The sequence below is a fragment of the Pseudomonas sp. LBUM1666 genome (genome assembly GCF_059695775.1).
Window position 1 is genome coordinate 4,020,248 of the sequence record NZ_CP166789.1, and the last position, 23,127, is coordinate 4,043,374.

Sequence of the window (23,127 nt, forward strand, 5' to 3'; positions counted from 1 at the left end):
AGGCTCGCTCCCACAGTTGATCGTCGGAAAACACAAAGCCTGTGAACACCCTAAATCCCTTGTGGGAGCAAGCTCACTCCCACAGGTTATGTGTTCGCTCCAGATAGCGCCCTGCGCAGGTCTGCCGCGGCATCGGACAAGGCTTGCGCAGCGCGCTCGACAAACGGCGCCATGCTGATAAACCCGTGAATCATGCCCTCGCAGCGCTCCACGCGCACCGACACGCCGGCTTCCCGCAGACGCAAGGCAAACGCCTCGCCCTCATCCCGCAAAGGATCAAACTCGGCGCTGATCAGGGTGGTCGGCGGCAAGTCCGACAACCGGTCGGCGCGCAACGGCGAGGCCAAGGGATCATCCCCCTGATCGGCATCCTGCAGGTACTGCTGCCAAAACCAGTACATCATCGCACCGGAGAGAAAATAGCCCTCGGCAAAATCCTCATAAGACTGACTGTCGCAACGGGCGTCGGTGACCGGGTAAAACAGGCATTGATAACTGATTTTCGGCCCCTGACGTTGCGCCGCCAGCCGACTCACGGCGAGCGCCAGGTTGCCCCCGGCACTGTCCCCGACCAAGCCCAGCCGATTGCCATCGACGCCCAGTTCAGACGCGTGCTCGACCAACCAGCACGTGGCTGCAAAACAATCGAGTGGTGCCGCCGGGAATTTGTTTTCCGGCGCCAGTCGGTAGGCGACCGCCACCACCACCGCCTCCGTCAGGCTGGCGAGTGAACGGCAGAGGTTGTCATGGGTGTCGAGGTTGCCCATGACAAAACCGCCTCCGTGAAAGAACACCAGCAGCGGCAGGTTGTCCTGCTCCAGTGGCCGATACAGCCGCGCATCCAGTTCGCCCGCCGCGCCGGCGACCCGCAGGTGACGCACTTCGATCATCGGGTCGCCGGGGATGGCGGGTAGCAGGTTGTCGCAAAACTGCCGATATTGCTTGGCATCGAGCTGACTGAAGTCGGGTTCCGGCAGGTCGCGAAATTGCTGGAGCACTGCGGCGATCTGCTTATCGAGCGGCATGGGCATCTCCCTCTACATCGGTCATTTGAAACTGCGGATTGGTTTCTTCCAGGATGCTTTGCATACGTCGCTCCAGAGCCGGTTTGAAACCTTTGTGAGGGAAGACCCAGAAGCGTTTTTCGGCGATGGCGGCGAACACCTGCTCCGCCAGTTCGCTCGGCGTCATGCCTTGGCGGATGCTGCTGTCGAGCAATTGACTGAATGACGAACCGGCCGCGTCCACCACTTGATTCGACGCCATGATTTCACTGGCCACCGGCCCTGGGCACACCACCGAGACCGATACCGGCACACCGAGCATGCTCAATTCGTAGTGCAGGGTTTCCGAGAGTGCGACCACGGCCTGTTTGGTCACGTTGTAAGGCGCCATCAACGGGCTGCTGAGCAAGCCCGCGAGGGACGCCGTGTTGATCACATGGGCCGCCCGCCCCTGGCGCAAAAACAGCGGCACGAAACTGCGAATGCCATTGATCACACCGCTGAGGTTGACGTTGAGCATCCGTTGCCATTGCTGCGCAGTGATTTCCCAGCTGTAGCCGGTCTGCATCACTCCGGCGTTGTTGAACAGCAGATCAACCCCGCCAAAGTGCTCGAGGGCGATATCGCGCAAGCGCTCGACTTGCGCCAGATCGCCAACATCCGTGACGCAAGCGATCGCCTGCGCACCGCCCGTCTGCAGTTCATCGCACAGCGCTTGCAGCCCCGGCCCATCGAGATCGGCCAGCACCAGGCGCATCCCTAGCCTTGCCGCATGCTCGGCCAAACCCCGGCCAATACCACTGGCGGCCCCGGTAATCACCGCAACCGGCCCTTGTTCATTGCTCATCGCCAACTCCTGCACTGGGTCCAATGGCGTCAGTAGAGCGGGCGGACGTAAACCGGCCATCGTCCATTCAGACGATGCCCGCTTCTACAGGGGAGGCAGAATCCGTGACAGGCGCCAAGCCCGTGAACCCTGGGAGAATAATAAGATGAGTACCTTGCACCGCATCGAAGCCAAACTGCTGGAGGACCGCTACGCCCGTGGCTGGCATTGTCTGGGTCTGGCCGCCCAATACCGCGACGGCAAGGCCCATCGTCTGGAGGTGTTCGGCACCCGGTTGGTGGCCTTTCAAGGCGATGACGGCGAGCTGCATATTCTGGATGGTTACTGCCCGCATATGGGCGCCGACCTCAGCACCGGTTGCGTTGAAGGCAACTCGATTCGCTGCCCGTTCCACGCCTGGCGCTGGGGTGCCGATGGTGTCTGCGATGACATTCCTTACGCCAAACGCATTCCGCCACGGGCCCGGCTCAAAAGCTGGCCACTCATGGAAGAAAACCAGCTGCTGTTCGTCTGGAATGATCCGGAAGGCAACCCGCCGCTCCCAGAGCAACGCATCCCGCGCATTGACGCCTGCTTCAGTGACGAGTGGGCCGCATGGGAAGTCGCCGAATTGCAGATCGGCACCAATTGCCGCGAACTGATCGACAACATCGCCGATATGGCGCACTTCGGTACAGTGCATGGCGCACCCGTCGAGGCGTTCAGTAACGTCTTCGAAGGTCACCTGGCCACCCAGATCATGAGCGCCCGCAGTGAGCGTTTGTCCGGCGACAGCGCGTTGAGCACCGTGGCCACCTACTACGGCCCCGCCTATCAGATCACCGATATGACCGGCGCGATGAACGGCCAGCCGATCCATTCGATCCTGCTCAACTGCCATGTGCCGATCGACCTCGACAGCTTCACCCTGCGCTACGGCGTGCGGGTGAAAAAGATCCCGGGGCTGAGCGAAGAACAGAATCAGGCGATGGCCAAGGCCTATGTGCAGCAGGCTCAGGCAGCCTTCTACGAAGACGTAACCATCTGGCACAGCAAGACCCGCGTCGACAACCCGCTGCTGTGTGACGGCGATGGCCCGGTCTATCAGTTGCGCCGCTGGTACGAGCAGTTCTACACCGACGTCGCGGCGCTCTCGGCCGACGTGCTGGAGCAAAAACGGTTCGTCGTGCGCGCCAGCGAACGGGCCTGAACACAGCGGCCTTTCGCGCTCCCTGCGCCTGACTGGCAGCCGCCCGTCAGGCCTTGAGCCCGAGCGTTGCAAGGAGTCGATATCGGCGCTTATTCTCGGCCACCGCCAACGCTAATAATAAGAACGGTTTTCCCTATGCAGCAGAGCCTCAGCCTCGATACGTTCAGTGATTTGATCGGCAACCTCTATCAGGGACCGCTGGAAACCATTCCCTGGGCGACCTTCCTCAACCAGCTCAACGTGTACCTGGAAAGCAAGTACGTGACCTTCATCCTGCGTCCGCCCAGCGCGCATGTGGATGGCTTGATGGTCAACACCACCGGTACGTCGACCGAGGCGACCGCGTCGTATAACAAACACTTTTTTACCCTCGACCCGTTTGTCGACCTGCCCAACCGCCAGGTGGTGACCCTCGCCGAGTTCGTGTCCAACGACGATTGGCAGCACTCGGAGTTCTACAAGAATTTCCTCGAACCGGTGGATGTGTTCCACATCCTCGGCGCCGACATCAACACCTGCGACGGCGCCCAATGCCGTATCCGCATCAGTCGCGGACGCGATGACAAGGCCTTCGGCAACGAAGAGAAAGCCTTGCTGACGCACTTCATCCCGCACCTGGAACGCTCAATCAAGATCCACATGCAGCTCAATCGCATCGAAGCCGAGCGCAACCTCTACGCCGGCGCGGTGAATCAGTTGGCGGTCGGTACGATCATCCTCGACGAGGCTGGCAAAGTGCTGCAAACCAACCAGGTCGCCGATCGGCTGATCCAGGAAAAGGACGGCATCAAACTGGTCAACGACGGCCTGCAAGTCGGCACCGCGCGAGACACTCAAGAGTTTCGGCGGTTGGTGAAACAATCGCTGCTCTCGCAAAAAAGCAGCAACCCGTCGGTGGTCGAAGCCCTGCGCGTGCAACGGCCGTCCGGGCGAGCGGACCTGGGGATCATCGTGCGCTCGGTGCCGTTGTCGGACTGGAGCGAAGGCAAACAATGCCCCACCGTGGTGATTTTCATCAGCGACCCAGAGCAACAGTCCACCGCGCCACAGGAGATCGTCCGCGCGCTGTTCGACTTCACCCCGGCAGAAACTCAACTGGCCATGTTGTTGGCCAACGGCTTGACCCTCGACGAAGCCTCCGAAGAGCTGGGCATCAGCCGCAACACCTCGCGGGCACACCTGCGGTCAACCTTCTCCAAGACCGGCGTGACCCGCCAGACCATGCTCGTGCGGCTAATCCTGCGCAGCGTGGCGACCCTCGGTTAGCGTTCAACCTCCGCCCTCGTCCGCTCGGACGATGGCGGCCATCCCGGCACGGCGCACAGTGGCTTCATCCCAACCAGGGGCCTGACCATGCGCAACTGTCCAACCATCCTCAAGACTGAATTGCTGGCTGAAAGCGGCTATTTTCAGATCGAAGCTTTGCACCTGCAATTCAGCAACGGCCAGCAGCGGGTTTACGAGCGGCTGCGCGGCACCGGTTATCGTTCGGTGATGCTGGTGGCGATGCCCGATCCGCTGCATGTGTTGCTGGTCCGTGAATATGCAGTCGGTGTCGAAAAGACCGTGCTCGGCCTGCCCAAGGGCGGTGCAGAACCCCATGAAGACTATCTGCAAGCGGCGCAACGCGAACTCTGCGAAGAAGTCGGGATGCGCGCCGCACGCCTCAGCGAACTGGGCGAACTGACCCTGGCACCGGGTCACCTGTGCCATCGCTACCGGGTGGTGCTGGCCGAACAGTTGAGTCCCTGCCAACTGGTCGGCGACGAGCCCGAACCGCTGGAATGCCTGCGCGTGCCGCTGGCGCAGATCCCCGACCTGGTGGCCCGCGGCGAACTCAACGAAGCGCGGGCCATTGCTGCACTGTTCATGGCCATGGGGGCATTGGCCCGACGCGGCTGACACGCAAAACCTGTGGGAGCGAGCTTGCTCGCGATGAGGGCGGCACATTCAACATCGATGTCGCCTGACACACCGCCATCGCGAGCAAGCTCGCTCCCACAGGGGGGTCTGTATAGTCCATTCGGACGAAGCCACGTTCCGCCAGCCGCAATACCTTGCCTCTACAACAATAAAACCCGTGTCGAGGCTCGCTATGCGAAAAGCCACCTGTGCCCTGTTCATCATCGTCTGCGCCGGCAGCACTGCCAGCCTGTGTCAGCGCTTCAAGAATGAAGCCTACCGACCGACCACCGCGTACTTAAGTTGCTCGACCAGTGCCATCAATTGCTATCCCCCGCTGGTGCGTAATCTGCTCCCATAAAAAAACCACCGGGCCTGCAAGCAAGGCCGGTGGCTTTTTTTTGCTGTCGCCAGATCAGGTTGGCAAGACTCCCCGCGAACGTGACAGGGTCAGCGCCAGGTCTTCGATCATGTCCTCCTGACCGCCGACGGTGCCGCGTCGACCCAATTCCACCAGCAGCTCACGTGCGGCAATGCCGTACTTTTGCTCGGCACGTTTGGCGAACAACAGGAACGAACTGTAGACCCCGGCGTAACCCAGGGTCAGGGCATCGCGGTCGAGGCGGATCGGCTGGTCCATCATCGGCACCACCAGGTCCTCGGCAACGTCCATGATCCGGTACAGGTCGATGCCACTGTTGACGCCCATCCGCTCAAGCACCGCGACAAACACTTCGAGCGGCGTATTGCCCGCCCCTGCGCCCAGCCCCGCCACCGAACCGTCGATACGTGCGGCGCCCGCCTCGATCGCGGCAAGGGAATTGGCAATCGCCATGCCCATGTTGTGGTGACCGTGAAAACCGACTTCCGTCCCGGCATTCAGCCCGGCTCGCAATGCAGCGATTTTCTCAGTGACTTCATCAGGCAGCATGTAGCCAGCCGAGTCAGTGCAGTAAATGCAGTTGGCCCCATAACTCTCCATCAACCGCGCCTGCTCCAGCAGTTTTTCCGCGCTGACCATGTGCGCCATCATCAGAAAGCCGACGGTATCCAGGCCCATCTTCGCTGACATGCCGATGTGCTGGCCGGAGACATCCGCCTCGGTGCAGTGGGTGGCCACACGAATGGTCGACACCCCGTGTTCATGGGCCATTCTCAAATGATCGAGGGTGCCGATACCCGGCAACAACAGCGCCGAGACCTTGGCCTGTTTCATCCGCGGGATCACCGCCGCGAAGTATTCCTCGTCGCTGTGGGCGGGGAAACCGTAGTTCAGCGACGCACCGCCCAGGCCATCGCCGTGGGTGATTTCGATCAGCGGCACGCCAGCTGCATCGAGACCGGTCGCTACCGAGATCATCTGTTCCAGACTGATTTGATGCTGTTTGGCATGCATGCCGTCGCGCAGGCTCATGTCGTGCAGACGGACGCTCTTACCTTGCAAATTCATGGCAATTCTCCACTCAACGGACGGGCAGTTGCAGGGTGCCCTTGTGGGCTTCTTCGGCGAACATCTCGGCGGTACGCAGCCCCGCAGCGGTCATGATGTCGAGGTTGCCGGCGGACTTTGGCAGGAAGTCGCCGAGGCCTTCGACTTCGATGAAAATAGACACCTTGTGCCCATCGAACACCGGGCCATTGATCAGCTTGTAGCCGGGAACATAGCGCTGCACTTCCTTGACCATCTGCAACACCGAGGTGCGAATGGCGTCCTGATTCGGTTCGTCATCCGTCAGGCAGTGGATGGTGTCGCGCATCATCAGCGGTGGCTCGGCCGGGTTGATGACGATGATTGCCTTGCCGCGTCGGGCGCCGCCGATCTTCTCCACCGCACCGGCCGTGGTGCGGGTGAATTCGTCGATGTTCTGGCGAGTGCCCGGGCCGACCGAACCGGAGGACACGGTGGCGACGATCTCGCCGTAACTCACCGACTGGACCCGCGACACTGCCGCGACCATCGGAATGGTCGCCTGGCCACCGCAAGTCACCATGTTGACGTTCATCGCCAGACTCAAAGCATGCTCCTTGAGATTGACCGGAGGCACGCAGAACGGGCCGATGGCCGCGGGCGTGAGATCAATCATGATCACCCCCAGTTCGTTGAGCTTGCGGCTGTTTTCCGCGTGTACATAAGCCGACGTGGCATCGAAGGCGATGCGAATATCATCGTCGAGCACATGGGGCAGCAGCCCGTCGACGCCCTCGGCTGTGGTTTTCACGCCCAATTCACGGGCGCGTTTAAGGCCCTCGGATTGGGGGTCGACGCCGACCATCCAGACCGGCTCGATCCATTCCGATCGATACATTTTCATCAGCAGGTCAGTGCCGATATTGCCCGGGCCGATAATGGCCGCTCTGAGTTTCTTGCTCATCCGGTTAAACCCCACAGGTCAGGCGCAAAAGGACACCCGGGCACTGCCCAGGCCATCAATGGTCAGAGAAAAAAGGTCGCCCGCACGCGCAGGCTCCAGCGGCACCAAAGAGCCTGAGAGAATGGTTTCTCCGGCCTTGAACGGAATACCGAAAGCACCCAGGGTGTTGGCCAGCCAGGCCACGGCCGTCAGCGGATTGCCCTGCACCGCCGAGCCCAGGCCTTCACTGAGAGGCTCGCCATTCTTAAATACGCGCATGCGCAAGTTGGGCAAATCCAGCGTCCGTGGATCGACCTGAACATCGCCCAGCACGAACACACCGCAAGAGGCGTTGTCGGCGACGGTGTCTTGTATGCGGATCCGCCAGTCATGAATCCGTGAGTCGACTATCTCGAAGCACGGCATCACGTATTCGGTCGCTTCCAGCACGTCGGCTTCGGTAACACCCGGGCCGATCAGATCGTGCTTGAGCTTGAAGGCAATCTCGCCCTCGGCGCGGGGCTGGATCAGCTTGTTGGCGGACAGGGAGATTTGCGCGTCATTGGCGAACGACATCTGCCGGGTGATGAAGCCGAAATCCGGCTGATGCACGTTGAGCATTTGCTGGACCGCCGCCGACGTTACTCCGATTTTCTTGCCGACAATCTCGTCCCCGGCAGCTACCCGGCGTTCGATGCTGTAGAGGGAAATATGGTAGGCGTCTTCGATGCTGATCGATGGCCAGCGCTCGGTCAGCGGTGCCAGGGTGGTGCCGCTCAGCAGCGCCTGATACAGCTCTTCGCCGAATTGATGGCGCAGTTGTTCACTCATGAGCGAGCCTCCTCAAAGAACGCCAGGCACTCGCGGTTGAACAGTTCACGGTGCTCGACCATCACCCAATGCCCGCATTCGCTGAGCAGTACAAAGCGAATGTTCTGGCAGTGTTGCATCATCGTTTGCGCGCCAGACACCGGGCAGAATTTGTCGTTCATGCCCCAGAAACCGAGGATCGGACACTGCAACTCGCCGAGGCGTGAGGTCATGTTCGGCACTTGCATGGTCGACAGCACGCAGACCGGCTGCTGTCGCACCACGGCTACCCGCTCATTGACCGTTTCATCGCTGATCAAGGACTCATCGAACAGTTGCAGCGCCAGCAGCCGGCGCATTCCGCCCGCATCGTGCAGTTCACCCTTGGCGAAGGCCGCACCCATTTTCTGGATGCCTTCCATCTGCAAGTAATACTGTTCTTTTTCCATCAGGCCGCCGGGCGCCATCAGCACCAGCCGGCTGACCCGCTGCGGCTGGTCGAGGGCCAGTTTGATCGCGATCGCACCGCCCAGAGAATTGCCGACCAGCACGCATCGCTGGATGTCCAGGGCATCGAGCAAACCGCTCAAAGCGGCGACAAAGAAGTCCAGGGTGTAGAGGGTGTCGGGTTTATCCGATGCGCCATAACCCGGCAGGTCGGGGACGATGGTGCGGTAGCCTGCCGCGGCAAACACCGGGTAGTTCTGCTTGAAGTTGCTGTGACCGCTGGCGCCCGGCCCGCTGCCGTGAATGAAAATCACCGGCTCGCCGCTGCCGATGTCCTGCCCGCCGATATCCAAGTAGTGCAGCTGCAAACCTTCCGGCAGCGTAACGAAGTGCCCTTGCGCTGATGCGCTCATAAGGTGTCCTCCCGGCCTGTTGTTGTCGCCGGATTATTCCGAGCGCCCGGGCAAACAACATCGTCCGACAGGACTACGCTGCCCTAGTCTTTTCGGACGTTGGCCGGCTCAGGCTGTGGACCTAGCATCGACAGCATTCCCGAGCGACAGAACGAGGCATCCCATGCTTGATCCGATGGACTTTCGCGGCAAAGTGGTACTGGTCACCGGCGGTGGCAAAGGAGTCGGTCGCGGCATCAGTCAGCGTTTTCTCGACTGTGGTGCCGAAGTGGTGATCTGCGGTCGCGAAACGCCGGACACCCTGCCTGCCAGCGCTGGGCGCGAGGCGCTGTTTCTGCCCTGCGACCTGCGGGATGTCGAGCAGTCCGGGCGGTTGATCGACAGTATCGTCGAGCGTTTCGGTCGCCTCGATGTATTGGTCAACAATGCCGGCGGCTCACCGAATGCCGACGCGGCCAGTGCCTCGCCGCGCTTTAGCGAAGCGATCATCCGCCTTAACCTGTTGGCGCCGCTGAATCTCTGTCAGCAAGCCAATCAGGTGATGCAGGCGCAAACCGACGGTGGCGCAATCATCAATATTTGCAGCGTCAGCGCGACCCGTCCCTCGCCGGGCACTGCCGCTTATGGTGCGGCCAAGGCCGGGCTGTTGAACCTGACCGGCTCGCTGGCCGTGGAATGGGCACCCAAAGTGCGGGTCAATGCTGTGACAGCCGGGTTGATTCTCACCGAGCAGGCGGCCATGCATTATGGCGATCAGGTGGGCATTGCCCGGGTGGCAGCGACCATCCCGCTGCAACGCCTGGCGGCTCCGGAAGACATCGGCGATACCTGTCTGTACCTGGCATCAACACTGGCACGTTATGTCAGCGGCGCGAACATCACCGTGCACGGCGGTGGTGAACGCCCGGCGTTTCTCGATGCGGCACAATCCAATTGAACAAGAGGAATTCCAGCATGCCCGCGATTGCCAGCTATAGCGTCCTGCTTGACCTCACCCCACAAGCCGCATGGGACAAACTGCGCGACCTGAGCCTCGCCCCGCATTACGTGCCGGGCCTGACCGGTTGCCAGTTTCATCCCGGCGCACATGAAGGGGTTGGCGCCAGTCGCCGGGTGTTCCGCAAGGGGGGGCAGTGGCTGGATGAGAGCGTGGTGCAATGGCAGGAAGGTGCGGGTTTCGTACTGATTCTGCACCGCGCCAGTAGCGGCGCGCCCTTTCCGTTCCGCGAGGCCAGCTTCAGTTATGCCTTGCAGGCCGAGGGCGACGCGACACGCATCACCACCCAAATGAGCTACAGCCTGCGCGGTGGCAGGCTGATGGAAATGCTGCTGGCCAAGGCGTTCAACAACGTCGTGCGCCAGATTGCCGAGAATCTAAAGGCGTACTACGAAAGCGGGCAGACGCAGAATGCGGAATATTCCCAAGCGCTCGGGGTATAACCGGTCACTGTAGGAGCTGCCGCAGGCTGCGATCTTGGCGATATCTGCGTCACCGACCAGATCAAGATCAAAAGATCGCAGGCTGCGCCAGCTCCTACAGGGAATCGTCTCAGGGCAGTGGGCCCATGTTGACCTCACTCCAATAGGCTTTCATCGAGCGGATCTTGCCGTGCGCATCGAACTCCATCACATCGATCACATGTAGCGAACACGGTTGCCCGGCCCATTCCATATCGACCCGAAACGGCATCGCCCCACAACCGTTGAGCGTCGCTCGAACCGGGCCGGTCAGGGTCGCCGAGACGTTGCTCGCACTCAGCCCTTCACGGTAGAAACGTTCGATGGCGACAAGCCCCTGAATCGGCGGCTTGCCGACCGGGTCTTCGACCACCGCATCCTGGGCGTAGAGCGCGACAATCGCGTCGATGTCACCGGCGTCCACCCATTCCACATAACGCGCCATGGTCGCTTGAATCTGTTGTGCACTGACCATTCAGACCACCTCGAACAGTGCGGCGGCACCCATACCGCCGCCGATGCACATACTCACCACCACGTAACGCAAACCGCGGCGTTGCCCCTCGACCAACGCGTGACCGACCATCCGCGCACCAGACATGCCGAAAGGATGGCCCACGGAAATTGCACCGCCGTTGACGTTCATGCGTTCAGCGGGAATGCCCAGGGTGTCGCGGCAATACAGCACCTGACAGGCGAACGCCTCGTTCAACTCCCAGAGGCCAATGTGGTCCACGGTCAGTCCATGGCGCTTGAGCAGTTTCGGAATGGCATAGACCGGGCCGATGCCCATCTCGTCGGAGTTGCAGCCAGCGACCGCCATCCCGCGATAAATCCCCAGCGGCTCCAAGCCACGCTTCTCGGCCAATTTGGCACTCATCAACACCGAGGCCGAAGCACCGTCGGATAGTTGCGAGGCGTTGCCGGCCGTGATGAAACGGCCCTTTTCACTCCACTGACCGCCCGGCCACACCGGTTCCAGCGCACTCAGGCTTTCGCGGGTGGTGTCGATGCGGTTGCACTCGTCGCGCAGCAAGGTGACGGTCTCAAAGCGGGTTTCGCCACTGGCCTTGTCGAAGATCGCCTTGCGGCTGGTCAGCGGCGCGAGTTCACGGTCGAACAATCCATTACTCTGGGCCAGCGCGGTACGCACCTGGCTCTGATAGCTGTATTCGTCCTGTTCCTCGCGGGAAATGCCGTAGCGTGCGGAGACGATCTCGCCGGTTTCGATCATTGGGATATAAGCGTGCGGATCCAGCTCGATCACCGAGCCAGACTGATTGCGGTACAGGTTCTTGTGCTTGTTCTGCACCAGCGAAATCGACTCCAGGCCTCCGGCCACGGCAATGTCGATTTCGTCGCACATGATCCCTTTCGCGGCCATGGCGATGCTCATCAGCCCCGATGAACACTGGCGCTCGACCGCCATCCCGGCGACGGAGGTCGGCAAGCCGCCGGCAATCGCGCACAGACGCCCCAAGTTATAAGACTGCGTGCCCTGCTGCGCCGCCGCGCCGATGATCACATCGTCCACTTCGCCCGGCTCGATGCCGGCGCGACGCACGGCTTCGCGCACCACATGGCCGCCGAGCTGCGGGGCGTCGGTGTCATTGAATGCACCGCGAAAGGCTTTGCCGATCGGGGTACGGGCGGTCGAAACGATGACGGCTTCTTTCATGCTGGTTTCCTCGAATGTTCTGCTAAAGGGTTCACGCGGGGTAGTAACGGCTGATGGTGTCGACCACACAGCCGGGACGCTCCTCGCCGTCGATTTCGACGCTGACGCGAATGGTCGCCTGAACGCCGCCCTTGACCTCCTCGACCGCCATCAATTGCGCACTGCCGCGCACCCGCGAGCCAACACGCACCACCGCGGGGAAGCGCACCCGCTCGCAGCCATAATTGACACCCATGGCAATGCCGCGCACCTCGACGATCTGCGGTAGAAACAGATTGACCAACGCCAGGCTCAAATAACCATGGGCGATGCAGGCGCCGAAAGGACCGCTGGCTGCCTTGACGGGATCGACGTGAATCCACTGGTGATCACCGGTCGCCTCGGCGAACCGGTCGATGCGGTCCTGCGCAAGCACCAGCCAGTCGCTGACGCCCAGCACCTCTCCCACGGCATCGTGCAAGGCGAAGGGCGTATCGAAAATACGTGGCATGTTCAAGCCCTCTGACTGGACACCGACAACACTTCGCCGGTCATGTAGGAGCTGTAGTCGCTGGCCAGAAACATCATCACGTTGGCCACTTCCCAGACCTCGGCGGCACGGCCAAACGCTTCGTTGGCGGCGAGCTGATCAAGCACCGCCTGAGGGGCGGACTTACGCAGGAAATCGTGCAACGCAATGCTCGGGCTCACCGCGTTGATGCGGATCCCGTAGTCGGCGGCCTCGACCGCGGCGCAACGGGTCAACGCCATGACTCCGGCCTTGGCCGCGGCGTAGTGCGACTGCTCTTTCTGCGCCCGCCAGCCCAGCACCGAAGCGTTGTTGACGATGACCCCGGCACGCCGCTCGATCATCTGCGGCAACATCGCACGGGTCATGCGCATGGTGCCGGTGAGCGTCACATCGAGGACCCGGCTCCACTCCTCGTCCGTCATGTCCACCAGCAGCCGTGAACCACCAAGACCGGCGTTGTTGATCAGCACATCGACGCCCTGCAGATCACGCTCGGCGCAGGCAATCAGCTGTTGAACCTGAGCTTCATCAGCGACATTGCAGACCTGACCGAAGACCTGTTGCAGACCGGTCGTTTCGCGAATTTTCAACACCGCGTCGCTCAGCCGGCCTTCATGGATATCGCTGATCATCAAGGCGCGGCAACCCTCCTCGGCGGCACGCACCGCCGCGGAAAAACCGATACCGGCCCCGGCCGCGGCCGTGATCAGTACCGACTTGTCACGCAACAGGCCGTGACCTGCAACATAGTGAGGAACAGACATGGAAAACTCCTTGGTCAGGTAGGCAAGCGCGGTTCTTTGGGCATTCCCAGGGCGCGCTCGGCGATGATGTTGCGCTGGATCTCGTTGCTGCCGCCGTAGAGGGTGTCGGCGCGACTGAACAGGTACAGCGATTGCAAACGGGTGAGTTGGTAAGGCGCGGCCTCCAGCGCTTCGGCCTCGGCGCCGAGGACGTCCATCGCCAGCTTGCCGAGGCTGGCGTGCCAGGTGGACCAGAACAGTTTGTAGATGGTCGCTTCCTTGCGCAGCGAACCGTCCTGCGCCCCGGACAGCATGCGCAGCGAGTTGTAGCGCATGATCCGCAGCCCGCTCCAGGCTTCGGCCAGGCGCTGGCGCAGGATCGGGTCGCGCGCGGCGCCATTGGCCCGGGCGATGGCGATGACTTCGTTCAGTTCATTGTGAAATTGCATCTGCTGGCCGAGGGTCGATACCCCGCGCTCGAAACCGAGCAACGCCATGGCGATCTTCCAGCCCTCGCCCGGCAAGCCGACGATGTTCGCGGCATCGGTTCGGGCGTTGTCGAAGAACACTTCATTGAACTCCGAGGTGCCGGTCAGTTGCTCGATCGGGCGCACGCTAATCTCGGCCTGAGCCATGGGCACCAGCAGGAAGGACAAACCGCGATGACCGACGCTGCCGGGCTCGGTGCGGGCGATCACAAAACACCAGTCCGACTCATGGGCCAGGGAGGTCCAGACTTTTTGTCCGTTGATCACCCAAGTGCCGTTGGCTTCATCAAGCACCGCGCGGGTCTTGACGTTGGCCAGGTCGGACCCGGCCCCCGGTTCGGAATAGCCTTGGCACCAGAAGGACGTGCCGTTGACGATGCCCGGCAGAAAGCGCTGTTGCTGCTCGGCAGTGCCAAACGCGGCAATGGTCGGTCCGGCCAGCCCTTCGCCGATATGCCCCATGCGCCCCGGCCCGCCAGCGCGGGCGTACTCTTCGTGGAAAATCACTTGCTGGCTGATCGACAGACCACGCCCACCGTGCTCCGGCGCCCAGCCCACACACGTCCAGCCGCCCTCGGCGAGTTTGCGTTCCCAGGCTTTGCGTTCCTCGGGAAACATATGTTCGTCACCCGGGCCGCCGCGAAAACGCAGGGGCTCGAATTCACCGCACAGGTTCACGCTCAACCAGTCGGCTACTTCCTGACGGAAGCGCTCGTCCTGTTCGCTGAAACTGATTTTCATGGTTGCTCCCCAAGAATCGCCACGGCAATGCGCTCTCGATGCCAGGCAGGTGCGCCGAGAAAGCTTTCGCTGGCGCGAGCGCGTTTGAAGTAGAGGTGCGGATCGTATTCCCAGGTGAAACCAACGCCGCCGTGCAACTGGATCGACTCGGACGCGCAGTGGAAATAGGTTTCGGAGCACTGCGCCTTGGCCAGCGCCGCCGCCAGCGGCAGCTCGGCGGCCACCTGCGGATCGCCTTCAGGATCGAGGACGTCCTGGGCCACGCAGGCCGCGTAATAACTGGCCGAACGTGCACATTCGACCTGCAGCATCATGTCGGCGGCACGGTGTTTGAGCGCCTGGAAACTGGCGATGGGTCGACCGAATTGCTGGCGTTCCTGCATATAGGCAACGCTCAGGTCGAGCACCTGCTGCGCGCCACCAGTCTGTTCGGCAGCCAGACCGATGCAAGCCAGTTGCAGGACTCGCTCAAGATGCGGCCAGCCCGCGCCGAACTCACCGAGCAGGCAGTCAGCGCTGAGGTACAGCCCCTTGAGCTGAACCCGTGCCTGACGACGGGTCTGGTCCATGGTCGGCAACATTTGACGCTCGATCCCTGCCCGGTCCGCGTCCACGGCGAACAGGCTGATGCCCACCTCGCCGGTCGATCCGGGAACCCGTGCGGCGATGATCAAGAGGTCAGCGCTGTGCCCGTCGAGGACATGTTTGAGGGTTCCATCAAGCACAAAACCCTCGCCCTCGGTCACCACCGTGGCCTGAATATCTTGGGCAGCCCAGCCGTTGGCGCTGCTGAAGGCCAGCGTAGCGGTGAGGCTGCCGTCGGCGATCAACGGCAGCCAGCGTTGTTTTTGTTGTTCGTTGGCGGCCAGCAACAGCGCGGGTGTGGCCATGCAGGCGGTGGCGAAGAACGGCGAACACAGCAAGCGCCGGCCCATCTGTTCCAGCAAAATCGACAGTTCGACAAAGCCCAGTCCCAGGCCGCCGTACGCTTCGGGAATATGAATCGCCGGCCAGTACATGTCGCGGCACAGGCGCTGCCAGAGCGCCTCGTCAAAACCTCGCTCGCTGACCATCGCCGCTCGCACGGCGGCAGAATCCGAGACATCGGCGAGAAAGCCCTCGGCCGATGCGCGGATCATTTCCTGTTCGTCGCTGAATGCAAACTCCATCGCGGCGCCTTCTGCTCGTTAGGCGGGGCACGCATGAAGCGACACCCCTCTGGCCTTCGAGTTTGGTGCCAGCGGCACACGAGAGAATCGTCAGGGCTGCCTAGTCTGAATGGGCGATGCCTCAGCTCAAATACCAACCCCACGCCCCGCCGTTGTATCGAGTGATCTGCTTGATTTCGAGGTAGTTGTTGTAGCCCCACTCACCCAGCTCGCGGCCAATACCGCTCTGCTTGTAGCCGCCCCAAGGCGCTTCCACGAAGGTCGGTTGCGAGCAGTTGACCCATCCATCAGCCTTTAACTGTCCATCCAAAACCTGCACAATCGGCGGCTTTTTTGCGACAGGAAGTCCTCATGCAACGGATTGTAATTCTGGGCAATGCCGGTAGCGGCAAGTCCACCCTCGCCCGCGCCCTCGGCAAGCGATTGAGTCTGCCCGTGGTGCACCTGGACACGTTGTTCTGGGAGCCCGGCTGGGTCGAACCCGACGCTGAGCAGTTCCGCACACGGGTCCGCGAAGCGGTCGCACCGGATGCCTGGATTTGTGAAGGCAACTATGCGCGGCGAACCTTCGACCTTCGCCTGCCCCGTACCGACCTGATCATCTGGCTCGATACGTCGCGGCTCACCTGCTTCACCCGGGTGATCATGCGCAGCGTAATGAACCGCCCTCGCCCTGACCTTGCAGCAGGCTGTACAGAAAAGCTCGACCGGGCGTTCCTGACCTTTCTGAACTTCGTGTGGACTTTCGATCGTGGCTATCGCCCAGGTATCGAGGCGGTGCGCCTGGCCATAGGCCCGCAAATTTCTACGGTGCACTTGCGCGGTACCCGGCAGATTGCCGCATTTCTCGATAGCTTGCCCTAGGCCCGGCAAGGGTTTTGAGAGAAAACCCTCGGGTTCGCGAAGAAGCCCGTGTGTCGCCTAAAGAAGAGTCAGGTGTCGATGTTGCTTTTTTACGACTACCGTTATCCGTCAGCACTACCACTGCATCCATAGACAAACAGCTAGCGGCACGAGTGCTTACGAATACATGCTCCCAACTTTGAGGATCAGACATGCATCCATCCTTTCTGCAGCGCATTGATGAGCTCGGCGCCCTACTCGTCCACTCCAAGACAGCACGCATCGATTTCTTCCGGCGCACTAATCGACAGAAGTCGCGCCGCGGTGTTCGCTTCCAGGTGGTGACCCTGCAGCTCGGCATCTTCCAGGTCATCGAGCGATACACTGGCAAGACCTGGGCCTACCGTTTCAACTACCGAGAGGCCATGGATTTCGCCATCCAACTCGAGGAAAAGTCCAACCGTCGGAAGGCAGTGGTGCGGTGTTCGGCGAGCTGATGCCGCATCCGCGAGACGCGATGATCGCCGAAACGGCCCACCATGACGCGTTAAGCCAGTTATGTCGGAAGGAGTCCCGCCTCTTGATAGCTCTGAACAAGTTCGTCGAATAAACCGATATCGAAGCGAGTTCGGGCAATCAATTGAGCGCCAGCAACGGCGGTATAAATGGCGCGGGAACGTCGCTCGCACACTTCAATGCTTCCCAGGCCGGTATCAGAGAGGACTTTCGTCAGCCACGCCACATTGAGGTCTGCAAACGCCAGCACTTCACTCTTCACCTCCTCGGGCAAGTCCTGGTGTTCCGCAGCCATGAAGCTGAACAAGCACAGCCTGTTGCCGTCTTCCAGAGATGTTCGAAAGATGCTCGGGTACGCCTGCAGGCAGCGAATCGGATCGGGGTTTTCACCGCGCAGGGCTTCCAGAACACCGGCAGTGTCCTCCCGGTATCGTCTGGCTACTGCGGCGCCGAGGTCGGCCTTGCTCGAGAAATGGTAATAGATGCTTGCGTTCTTGATCCCCACCGCATCAGCAATGCTTCGGAAATTGATCCCACTGTAGCCGTGGGTTTGAGCGGCCCCTTTGGCGGCTTCCAATATGGCTTCCCGGGCATTTTCGCTCACGTTTTCATTCCTCGGTTCTTTGATTGGCGTGGTCATTTGGCGCGATGTTACTCGCATATGTCACAACCTGCCAATTGGTAGGTAGTTGTTGACAGCACAGAAACAAGCGCCCAATCTCTACCTACCACTTGACAGGCAGGTAAAAAAATCATGACTTTTCAGCAGCAACACTCCGACGCGTCGAAATTCCCGATGATGAAAATTTACGACTGGTACAACGGCCCCTACCCGGCGCGGGTCCGAATTGCGTTAGCAGAGAAAGGCCTGCTGTCCCGGATCGAGTTTGTACCGATCAATCTATGGACAGGCGAGCACAAGAAACCAGCGTTTCTAGCCATCAACTACTCCGGAACACTTCCCGTCCTGGAGTTGGCCGACGGTACGCTCATCGCGGAGTGCACCGCTATCACTCAGTACCTGGATGTTCTGGATGACAACCCTGTGCTCACCGGTAATACGCCCACTGAGAAAGGCATCATCCATATGATGACCAAGCGTGCGGAAATTGAATTTCTGGACGCTGTCAGCGCGTACTTCCATCACGCAACGCCGGGGCTTGGGCCGGACGTCGAGCTTTCTCAGAACCCTGAATGGGGTGAGCGGATGCGGGACAAGGCCGTCAGGGGGATGCACTATTTCAACAGCGTGCTGAAAAATCAGCCTTTTGTGGCGGGCAATGCATTTTCGATGGCTGACATTGCGGTACTGGGCGGCATGATTTTCGCCTCGCTGGTGAAACTGCCTATACCTGATGAGTGTGAAGCATTGCATGCATGGCATGCCAGAATGAACGAACGATCAAGCGTCCAGGAATGGCGCGCGATGGTGAAACAAGGCGAGCCAAAAAACTGAGAAAGAATGCATCTGGGTATGGCTCATCCACATAGGCAACAGTTTTTAACTGGCACTGGTAACGACCGGCGCGACCTAGTGCGCCGGTCACTTCCACCCGCTAATTCACTTTTTTGTTGAAACGATCGTCGCGGTCTTCAATGAAGAGTCACAACCCTGCGGCTTTCGCCAATCCTGATCCGGTCCAGTGCCCTGTTTAGAGAATCCAGGGCGTCAAGGAGGGCTTTCGCCTCGATCTCTCGACCATCTCCCCAAAGGCGTTCAGCCATTCTGTTCAGGGCTTGGATGGCGTGCTCAATTTCATGAGCAGTAGCCGTCGCTGCTACTTTACTTTCCGTTTTTTTCTTCGGCATTCAGTAACCCTTCTGCAGGGCATTTGCTCTGTCTTTCAATTGTTAGCGCTACAAAGGATGGAAGGAGGAAGAGATGCCGGGCTTTCATGAAGTGTGGGCGCTGTCACTGCACCGGTACAAGAAGTTCAGGTCAATTTGGCGAGGCGCCACTCAAATTTTCAATCAATGACGGAGTCACCACTGCGCGATATCCATCAGCATTTGGGTGCAATCCATCCGCAACATACTGATTAAACAGGTCGGGATTTGATTTCAAGACCGCCTCCCACCTTGGATAATTGTCGATCAGACGAAGTCCCCTGGCTTTTGCGACATCCCGGTACATCTGGAAGTAATCCCTTAACTTCGGTCTCTGCACTCCAGAGCCTCCAACCACTGGATTCGTCACCATTAAAATGATCTCCGTCGATGACTTGGCAGCCTTGATCCGGTCAATCATTAGCTCGAGGTTTTTCCGCGCTTGTTCGACAGTGGTTTTGTTGGGAAGGAAAGCGTCGTTGATCGCGAATTCGATAAACACCGTGTCCGGGCTTTTGGAGATAACTCGACTTTCGAGATTTTCAACACCCCATCCCGACCACATCGAACCTTTGCCACTATTTATAACCGTGGCACGTCCAGGGTAACGCTGATTCAGATCATCCCCAAGCTGCTGCACCCAGGCGCCAAAGGCCGTCAAGCTCGTACCATAAGCTACGACGGTCTGCGCCTTGCCAGCATCAAGGTTTGAATAGAGATCGCTTTCCTGACCAGCAAAGCTGGCCGCGCTTAACGAAAGTAACATTCCAGCAAACAGAGCCTTGGCCCACAAACCATTCATTCAACTGTCCCGATCTTTTCACAGGTGGCAAGGATGAACCTGTGAGCTTGAAGCGTCCACAGGTGGCATTGGGCCCTCACCCCGTAAGGTGCGGGCGAGAATGTCTCGGTCATTGTCCGGAATGGATGGGCAGAAATCGCTGGTCATGCGAGCGAGGGCATGACCAAAAACTACCAGCGGAACCACGAGAAAATCGTCTGCTCCGAGGCGATTCCGGACCTGAATATCAGCGAAATCACCGGGTAGTTTTGCGCCAGTTTTGCGCGGGTTTTGCGCAGGCACAAAAAAGCCGATCTAGATGATCGGCTTAAGTGTCTGATTCTACTAAGGAAATATGGTCGGGACGGAGTGATTCGAACACTCGACCCCTAGCACCCCATCTCCTTTTTCGTACTTCTTGAAAGCTTCCACAATATTACTCTGGATTTTTCTAAGCCAGTATTTACTTGAGCTCCAGCGATGTTCTGCTCTACGAGAGTCCAGCAACGTCCATCAAGAGCCGACGTTTTTGTGGGGGTAAAAGTAGGGGAAACCTATTTTATGGCCAAAATCACCATCAAAGAACTCGAGTCGCTGACTGCCAACGATGCCGGCCGGATCCTCAGAGAGGATGGTAATCTCGCCGGTCGAATCTCCGTGCGTAAGGACGGTGTGTCAGTCAGCTTTTTCTATCGTTATCGCTGGGGCGACCAGAACAAAGAGTACTCCTGTGGCTCCTGGCCGCGCAAACCCCTGACGGGCATCCGCAAGGCACACAACCAGGCCCGCGCGCTCATTGATGAGCAGATCAACCCCAACGAACACAAGAAAACCGCCAAGGCACAGGCATACGCCGCGGCTAACGTAGAGGCCGAACAAGTAAAAACGACGAAGGTGCAAACGCTGACCGTCTAAGATCTGGCCAAGGTGTGGCTGTTGGATGGCGTGGCACGGAAAGATGGCAATGCTGAATTTTAGCGCCGTTTTAACAAGGACCTATACCCGGCACTTGGCAAGACAGCGGTGAACAATGTTTCCGAACACGATGTTCGGGCGCTGATCCGGGCCGTGCTCAACCGCGGCGCTCATCGGCAAGCCATCAGCTTCTTCGCCGACCTAACCCTAATGTTCGGTTGGGCCAGAAAGCGCCAACCCTGGCGGGCGTTATTGGTTGAGGGTGATCCGACGGAACTGGTCGACATCTCCCCCCTGATCCCTGCCGACTACGAGGCCGAAAGAAGCCGGACCCTTTCCCCGGCTGAGCTGTTGGAACTGCACAACCGCTTCCAGCAAATGACCACCGATTACAACGCCCTCCCCGCCGGCCAAAAATACGACGGCATTCGGCCGCTAAAGAAGGAAACGCAGCTCGCGCTCAGGATCAGCCTGGGCACCCTGTGCCGGATTGGCGAGTTGCTGCAGGCCGAATGGAAAAATGTCGATCTGGACCGGCAGACCTGGTTCCTCCCCAGCGAGAACGTCAAAGCCGGTTCAAAAACCGCAAGGCACTCTCAAGACGGCGTCACGACGACACGCTGGTGCTTGCCGACGGCCAAAACGGTGACTGGACGCCGCATGACCTGCGCCGCAAGGGTGCGACCACGATGCAGGCTTCGGGGGTCAGCCTGGACGTCATCGACAGCTGTCAAAACCATGTGCTGGCGGGCTCTCGAGTGAGGCGCCACTACGTGCATCACGATTATGCCGAAGAGAAGACGTGTGCCTGGAACCTGTTGGGCGATCGACTCAGCGCGGTGTTGTCTTCAACCTACGAACATCCACCGACCGAGTCGATAATGTCTTTTCCAGCCTACGCCACCACTGGATCTCTGCCGCCCCCATAGGCCAAATTCGTCAATACTGAATCCCTCAGTTTCGTAATCAGCGGGGTCGGATTCGGGAAAAATCCCCCCGCCCTCGTCAAGGTGCGGATTCACGCTAAACTTTTGTTGCTAGCTGTTGTGACGGTTACGGGCTGACTGGCGATCAAACGTACGAGGCATTTAACGCATTTAAAAAAAGGAATTTAAGCATGTTCATTGGACGACTCGCCGAGTTGACCGGCTGCACACCAAAAGCCATTCGACTGTATGAACAGATGGGCTTGATAAACGAGCCGGAACGTGACGGTCGATACCGGACCTACAACGCTCACCATCTGGAGATCGTCCACCTCATTCGTAGGGCACAAATTGCCGGTTTCAAACTGGCAGAGATGAGTCCCCTGATCAGCGCCAAAAACAAGCTCAAAGCCTTTCCTTTGGCGCTGGCAAACGAAGCCGTCGACGCCAAGCGTCAGCAAGTGAAAGAAAAAATCGCTGAGTTACAGGCGCTGGACCTTCATTTGATCGAGCTCAAGGGCGAGATGAACTCATTGTTCGGTCCTGCACCGACGTCAGTTCTTCATAAGGCTGAGTCGATCGCCTGCCCAGATAAACAAAAGCTGACATCAGCGCCTCTTCGGGCGGTCGCGGGTTGAACCCCAATTCAGTCTTCGCCTTGACGATGCTGTACTCCTGCCGGACGTTATGGAACAGGCGCACCTGGCTGAGCAGTAACTGGGCAGGCTTGCCCGTCAGTTGCGCGGCCCGTTCCTGCATCCAGGCAATGCAGACCAATAGCCACTGCGGGGCTCGCGGTGGCAGGCGATAACCCGGCGAAAGCGCATTGACGGACTCGACCAGGTTGGCGAGCGAAGATGAGCGCTCATTCGCAAGAATATAGCGCTGCCCGGCCCGGCCCTTTTCGGCGGCCAGAATCAAACCCTCCGCCACGTCGCGCACATCCACGAAATTGAAATGGAACCCTGGGTCCAGCGGGACCTGACGCTGTTTGACTGACTCCAGAAACCCCATGGTATCGGTCAGTTGGGTCGCGTTTGGCCCCACCATCGCCGAGGGCAGTACCGACACCATCCAGAGCCCCAGGTCGTTGGCGGTCCGCCAGGCCATTTGCTCGGAGAGAATCTTGGATTTGTAGTAGGCATTTTCGGCCTCGTCATTCCAATGCGCTTCATCCAGAGCACTGCCGTCATGACCGACCGCGGCGACGGAACTGACATAAACGACACGCTTGACGCCCGCCCGTGCAGCGGCCTCCAACACGCTACGTGTCCCCCGCACATTGGGCTCGACAATCTCGGTTTCTGGGCTTTTGGCCCAATGCTTGAAAACCGCCGCTACTTGAAACAGCACGTCGACACCGTCCAATGCCTTGAGCATTGCAGGCCCGTCCAGCAATTCGGCATAGACCAGTTCGCAATCAAGCCCCGCGAAGGGCGCCGTGTTACCGATGTCACGCACTCCGGCTCGGACTCTGTAGCCCTGACTGAGCAATGCTCTGACCAAGGTATTGCCCAAGTGCCCATTGGCGCCCGTGACCAGACATAACTTGCTCACTGAAACTCCTT

Annotated in this window: 25 protein-coding genes and 4 pseudogenes; 12 read left to right on the forward strand and 17 right to left on the reverse strand. The window is 59.7% G+C overall.

Annotation, left to right across the window (positions count from 1 at the left end):
* Positions 1-86: 86 nt before the first annotated feature.
* Both lipP1 and ACA056_RS18430 read right to left on the reverse strand, forming a co-directional pair.
* Positions 87-1,025 carry a LipP1 family hormone-sensitive lipase gene (gene lipP1 / locus ACA056_RS18425; protein WP_497266738.1) on the reverse strand — a complete coding sequence of 313 codons (939 nt, stop codon included), beginning with the start codon at positions 1,023-1,025 and terminating at the stop codon, positions 87-89.
* Entirely contained in the window at positions 1,012-1,851 is an 840-nt protein-coding gene (locus tag ACA056_RS18430; protein ID WP_497266740.1) for an SDR family NAD(P)-dependent oxidoreductase, read from the reverse strand. The genes lipP1 and ACA056_RS18430 overlap by 14 nt, the downstream gene beginning before the upstream one ends.
* Before the next feature lie 145 nt (positions 1,852-1,996).
* Here ACA056_RS18430 and ACA056_RS18435 point away from each other — a divergent pair, with 145 nt between their 5' ends.
* The 4 genes from ACA056_RS18435 to ACA056_RS18450 all read left to right on the forward strand — a co-directional run bounded on the left by ACA056_RS18435 (position 1,997) and on the right by ACA056_RS18450 (position 5,303).
* Positions 1,997-3,040, forward strand: coding sequence for a 3-ketosteroid-9-alpha-monooxygenase, oxygenase component (locus tag ACA056_RS18435; protein ID WP_497266742.1), 1,044 nt, complete (start codon positions 1,997-1,999; stop codon positions 3,038-3,040).
* A gap of 135 nt (positions 3,041-3,175) precedes the next feature.
* Positions 3,176-4,306 (forward strand): helix-turn-helix transcriptional regulator, encoded by a 1,131-nt coding sequence (locus tag ACA056_RS18440; RefSeq protein ID WP_046054842.1) that lies wholly within the window; start codon positions 3,176-3,178, stop codon positions 4,304-4,306.
* An 87-nt stretch (positions 4,307-4,393) separates the two neighbouring features.
* On the forward strand, positions 4,394-4,942 hold the full coding sequence (gene nudE / locus ACA056_RS18445) for an ADP compounds hydrolase NudE (protein WP_497266744.1): 549 nt from the start codon (positions 4,394-4,396) through the stop codon (positions 4,940-4,942).
* 193 nt (positions 4,943-5,135) lie between these two features.
* Entirely contained in the window at positions 5,136-5,303 is a 168-nt protein-coding gene (locus tag ACA056_RS18450; RefSeq protein ID WP_497266746.1) for a hypothetical protein, read from the forward strand.
* A 54-nt stretch (positions 5,304-5,357) separates the two neighbouring features.
* On the opposite strand, the gene dmpG is transcribed toward ACA056_RS18450, so the two are convergent.
* Genes dmpG through ACA056_RS18470 form a run of 4 tightly spaced genes read right to left on the reverse strand, consistent with a single transcriptional unit; the run spans position 5,358 to position 8,963 of the window.
* Positions 5,358-6,392: a 4-hydroxy-2-oxovalerate aldolase gene (gene dmpG, locus ACA056_RS18455; RefSeq protein ID WP_497266748.1), complete on the reverse strand. Its 1,035-nt coding sequence runs from the start codon at positions 6,390-6,392 to the stop codon at positions 5,358-5,360.
* Between the two features lie 13 nt (positions 6,393-6,405).
* Positions 6,406-7,314 (reverse strand): acetaldehyde dehydrogenase (acetylating), encoded by a 909-nt coding sequence (locus tag ACA056_RS18460; RefSeq protein ID WP_497266750.1) that lies wholly within the window; start codon positions 7,312-7,314, stop codon positions 6,406-6,408.
* Between the two features lie 18 nt (positions 7,315-7,332).
* Positions 7,333-8,124: a fumarylacetoacetate hydrolase family protein gene (locus ACA056_RS18465; RefSeq protein WP_497266752.1), complete on the reverse strand. Its 792-nt coding sequence runs from the start codon at positions 8,122-8,124 to the stop codon at positions 7,333-7,335.
* A complete protein-coding gene (locus tag ACA056_RS18470; RefSeq protein WP_497266754.1) occupies positions 8,121-8,963 on the reverse strand; it encodes an alpha/beta fold hydrolase in 843 nt (280 codons plus the stop codon). The genes ACA056_RS18465 and ACA056_RS18470 overlap by 4 nt, the downstream gene beginning before the upstream one ends.
* Before the next feature lie 163 nt (positions 8,964-9,126).
* Here ACA056_RS18470 and ACA056_RS18475 point away from each other — a divergent pair, with 163 nt between their 5' ends.
* Both ACA056_RS18475 and ACA056_RS18480 read left to right on the forward strand, forming a co-directional pair.
* Positions 9,127-9,900, forward strand: coding sequence for an SDR family oxidoreductase (locus ACA056_RS18475; RefSeq protein WP_497266756.1), 774 nt, complete (start codon positions 9,127-9,129; stop codon positions 9,898-9,900).
* Positions 9,901-9,917: 17 nt separating this feature from the next.
* Positions 9,918-10,403: an SRPBCC family protein gene (locus ACA056_RS18480; RefSeq protein WP_497266758.1), complete on the forward strand. Its 486-nt coding sequence runs from the start codon at positions 9,918-9,920 to the stop codon at positions 10,401-10,403.
* Between the two features lie 109 nt (positions 10,404-10,512).
* Here the strand turns inward: ACA056_RS18480 and ACA056_RS18485 are convergent, their stop codons facing one another.
* From ACA056_RS18485 to ACA056_RS18515, 7 genes and pseudogenes are all read right to left on the reverse strand, one after another.
* Positions 10,513-10,896 carry a steroid Delta-isomerase gene (locus ACA056_RS18485; protein ID WP_497266760.1) on the reverse strand — a complete coding sequence of 128 codons (384 nt, stop codon included), beginning with the start codon at positions 10,894-10,896 and terminating at the stop codon, positions 10,513-10,515.
* Entirely contained in the window at positions 10,897-12,099 is a 1,203-nt protein-coding gene (locus ACA056_RS18490; protein WP_497266762.1) for an acetyl-CoA C-acyltransferase, read from the reverse strand. It abuts the gene before it with no gap.
* A 31-nt stretch (positions 12,100-12,130) separates the two neighbouring features.
* Positions 12,131-12,589 (reverse strand): MaoC family dehydratase, encoded by a 459-nt coding sequence (locus tag ACA056_RS18495; protein WP_497266764.1) that lies wholly within the window; start codon positions 12,587-12,589, stop codon positions 12,131-12,133.
* 2 nt (positions 12,590-12,591) lie between these two features.
* Positions 12,592-13,374: an SDR family oxidoreductase gene (locus ACA056_RS18500; protein WP_497266766.1), complete on the reverse strand. Its 783-nt coding sequence runs from the start codon at positions 13,372-13,374 to the stop codon at positions 12,592-12,594.
* Between the two features lie 14 nt (positions 13,375-13,388).
* Positions 13,389-14,582 (reverse strand): acyl-CoA dehydrogenase family protein, encoded by a 1,194-nt coding sequence (locus tag ACA056_RS18505; RefSeq protein WP_497266768.1) that lies wholly within the window; start codon positions 14,580-14,582, stop codon positions 13,389-13,391.
* Entirely contained in the window at positions 14,579-15,751 is a 1,173-nt protein-coding gene (locus tag ACA056_RS18510) for an acyl-CoA dehydrogenase family protein (RefSeq protein ID WP_497266770.1), read from the reverse strand. Before ACA056_RS18510 ends, ACA056_RS18505 begins: the two co-directional genes overlap by 4 nt.
* Positions 15,752-15,872: 121 nt before the next feature.
* Positions 15,873-16,034: pseudogene (locus ACA056_RS18515) on the reverse strand (aldehyde dehydrogenase family protein); the annotation flags it as partial.
* Positions 16,035-16,102: 68 nt separating this feature from the next.
* On the opposite strand from ACA056_RS18515, the gene ACA056_RS18520 reads away from it, so the two are divergent.
* Together ACA056_RS18520 and ACA056_RS18525 are read left to right on the forward strand one after the other, a co-directional pair.
* Positions 16,103-16,615 (forward strand): P-loop NTPase family protein, encoded by a 513-nt coding sequence (locus ACA056_RS18520; protein WP_497266772.1) that lies wholly within the window; start codon positions 16,103-16,105, stop codon positions 16,613-16,615.
* Positions 16,616-16,806: 191 nt separating this feature from the next.
* Positions 16,807-17,091 carry a hypothetical protein gene (locus tag ACA056_RS18525; RefSeq protein WP_497266774.1) on the forward strand — a complete coding sequence of 95 codons (285 nt, stop codon included), beginning with the start codon at positions 16,807-16,809 and terminating at the stop codon, positions 17,089-17,091.
* Positions 17,092-17,150: 59 nt separating this feature from the next.
* Here the strand turns inward: ACA056_RS18525 and ACA056_RS18530 are convergent, their stop codons facing one another.
* Entirely contained in the window at positions 17,151-17,714 is a 564-nt protein-coding gene (locus ACA056_RS18530; RefSeq protein WP_497266776.1) for a TetR/AcrR family transcriptional regulator, read from the reverse strand.
* 150 nt (positions 17,715-17,864) lie between these two features.
* Between ACA056_RS18530 and ACA056_RS18535 the strand changes: the two genes are divergently transcribed.
* Positions 17,865-18,566 carry a glutathione S-transferase gene (locus ACA056_RS18535; protein ID WP_497266778.1) on the forward strand — a complete coding sequence of 234 codons (702 nt, stop codon included), beginning with the start codon at positions 17,865-17,867 and terminating at the stop codon, positions 18,564-18,566.
* 137 nt (positions 18,567-18,703) lie between these two features.
* On the opposite strand, the gene ACA056_RS18540 is transcribed toward ACA056_RS18535, so the two are convergent.
* A complete protein-coding gene (locus tag ACA056_RS18540; protein ID WP_033061728.1) occupies positions 18,704-18,919 on the reverse strand; it encodes a hypothetical protein in 216 nt (71 codons plus the stop codon).
* Positions 18,920-19,049: 130 nt separating this feature from the next.
* Positions 19,050-19,739, reverse strand: coding sequence for an SGNH/GDSL hydrolase family protein (locus tag ACA056_RS18545; RefSeq protein ID WP_497266780.1), 690 nt, complete (start codon positions 19,737-19,739; stop codon positions 19,050-19,052).
* Between the two features lie 132 nt (positions 19,740-19,871).
* Between ACA056_RS18545 and ACA056_RS18550 the strand changes: the two are divergent.
* From ACA056_RS18550 to ACA056_RS18560, 3 pseudogenes are all read left to right on the forward strand, one after another.
* A pseudogene (locus ACA056_RS18550) lies at positions 19,872-19,985 on the forward strand (integrase); the annotation flags it as partial.
* Between the two features lie 294 nt (positions 19,986-20,279).
* A pseudogene (locus tag ACA056_RS18555) lies at positions 20,280-21,562 on the forward strand (tyrosine-type recombinase/integrase).
* 188 nt (positions 21,563-21,750) lie between these two features.
* A pseudogene (locus ACA056_RS18560) lies at positions 21,751-22,062 on the forward strand (MerR family transcriptional regulator); the annotation flags it as partial.
* 10 nt (positions 22,063-22,072) lie between these two features.
* Here ACA056_RS18560 and ACA056_RS18565 read toward each other — a convergent pair.
* Positions 22,073-23,116, reverse strand: coding sequence for an NAD-dependent epimerase/dehydratase family protein (locus ACA056_RS18565; protein WP_497266782.1), 1,044 nt, complete (start codon positions 23,114-23,116; stop codon positions 22,073-22,075).
* Positions 23,117-23,127 lie beyond the last annotated feature (11 nt).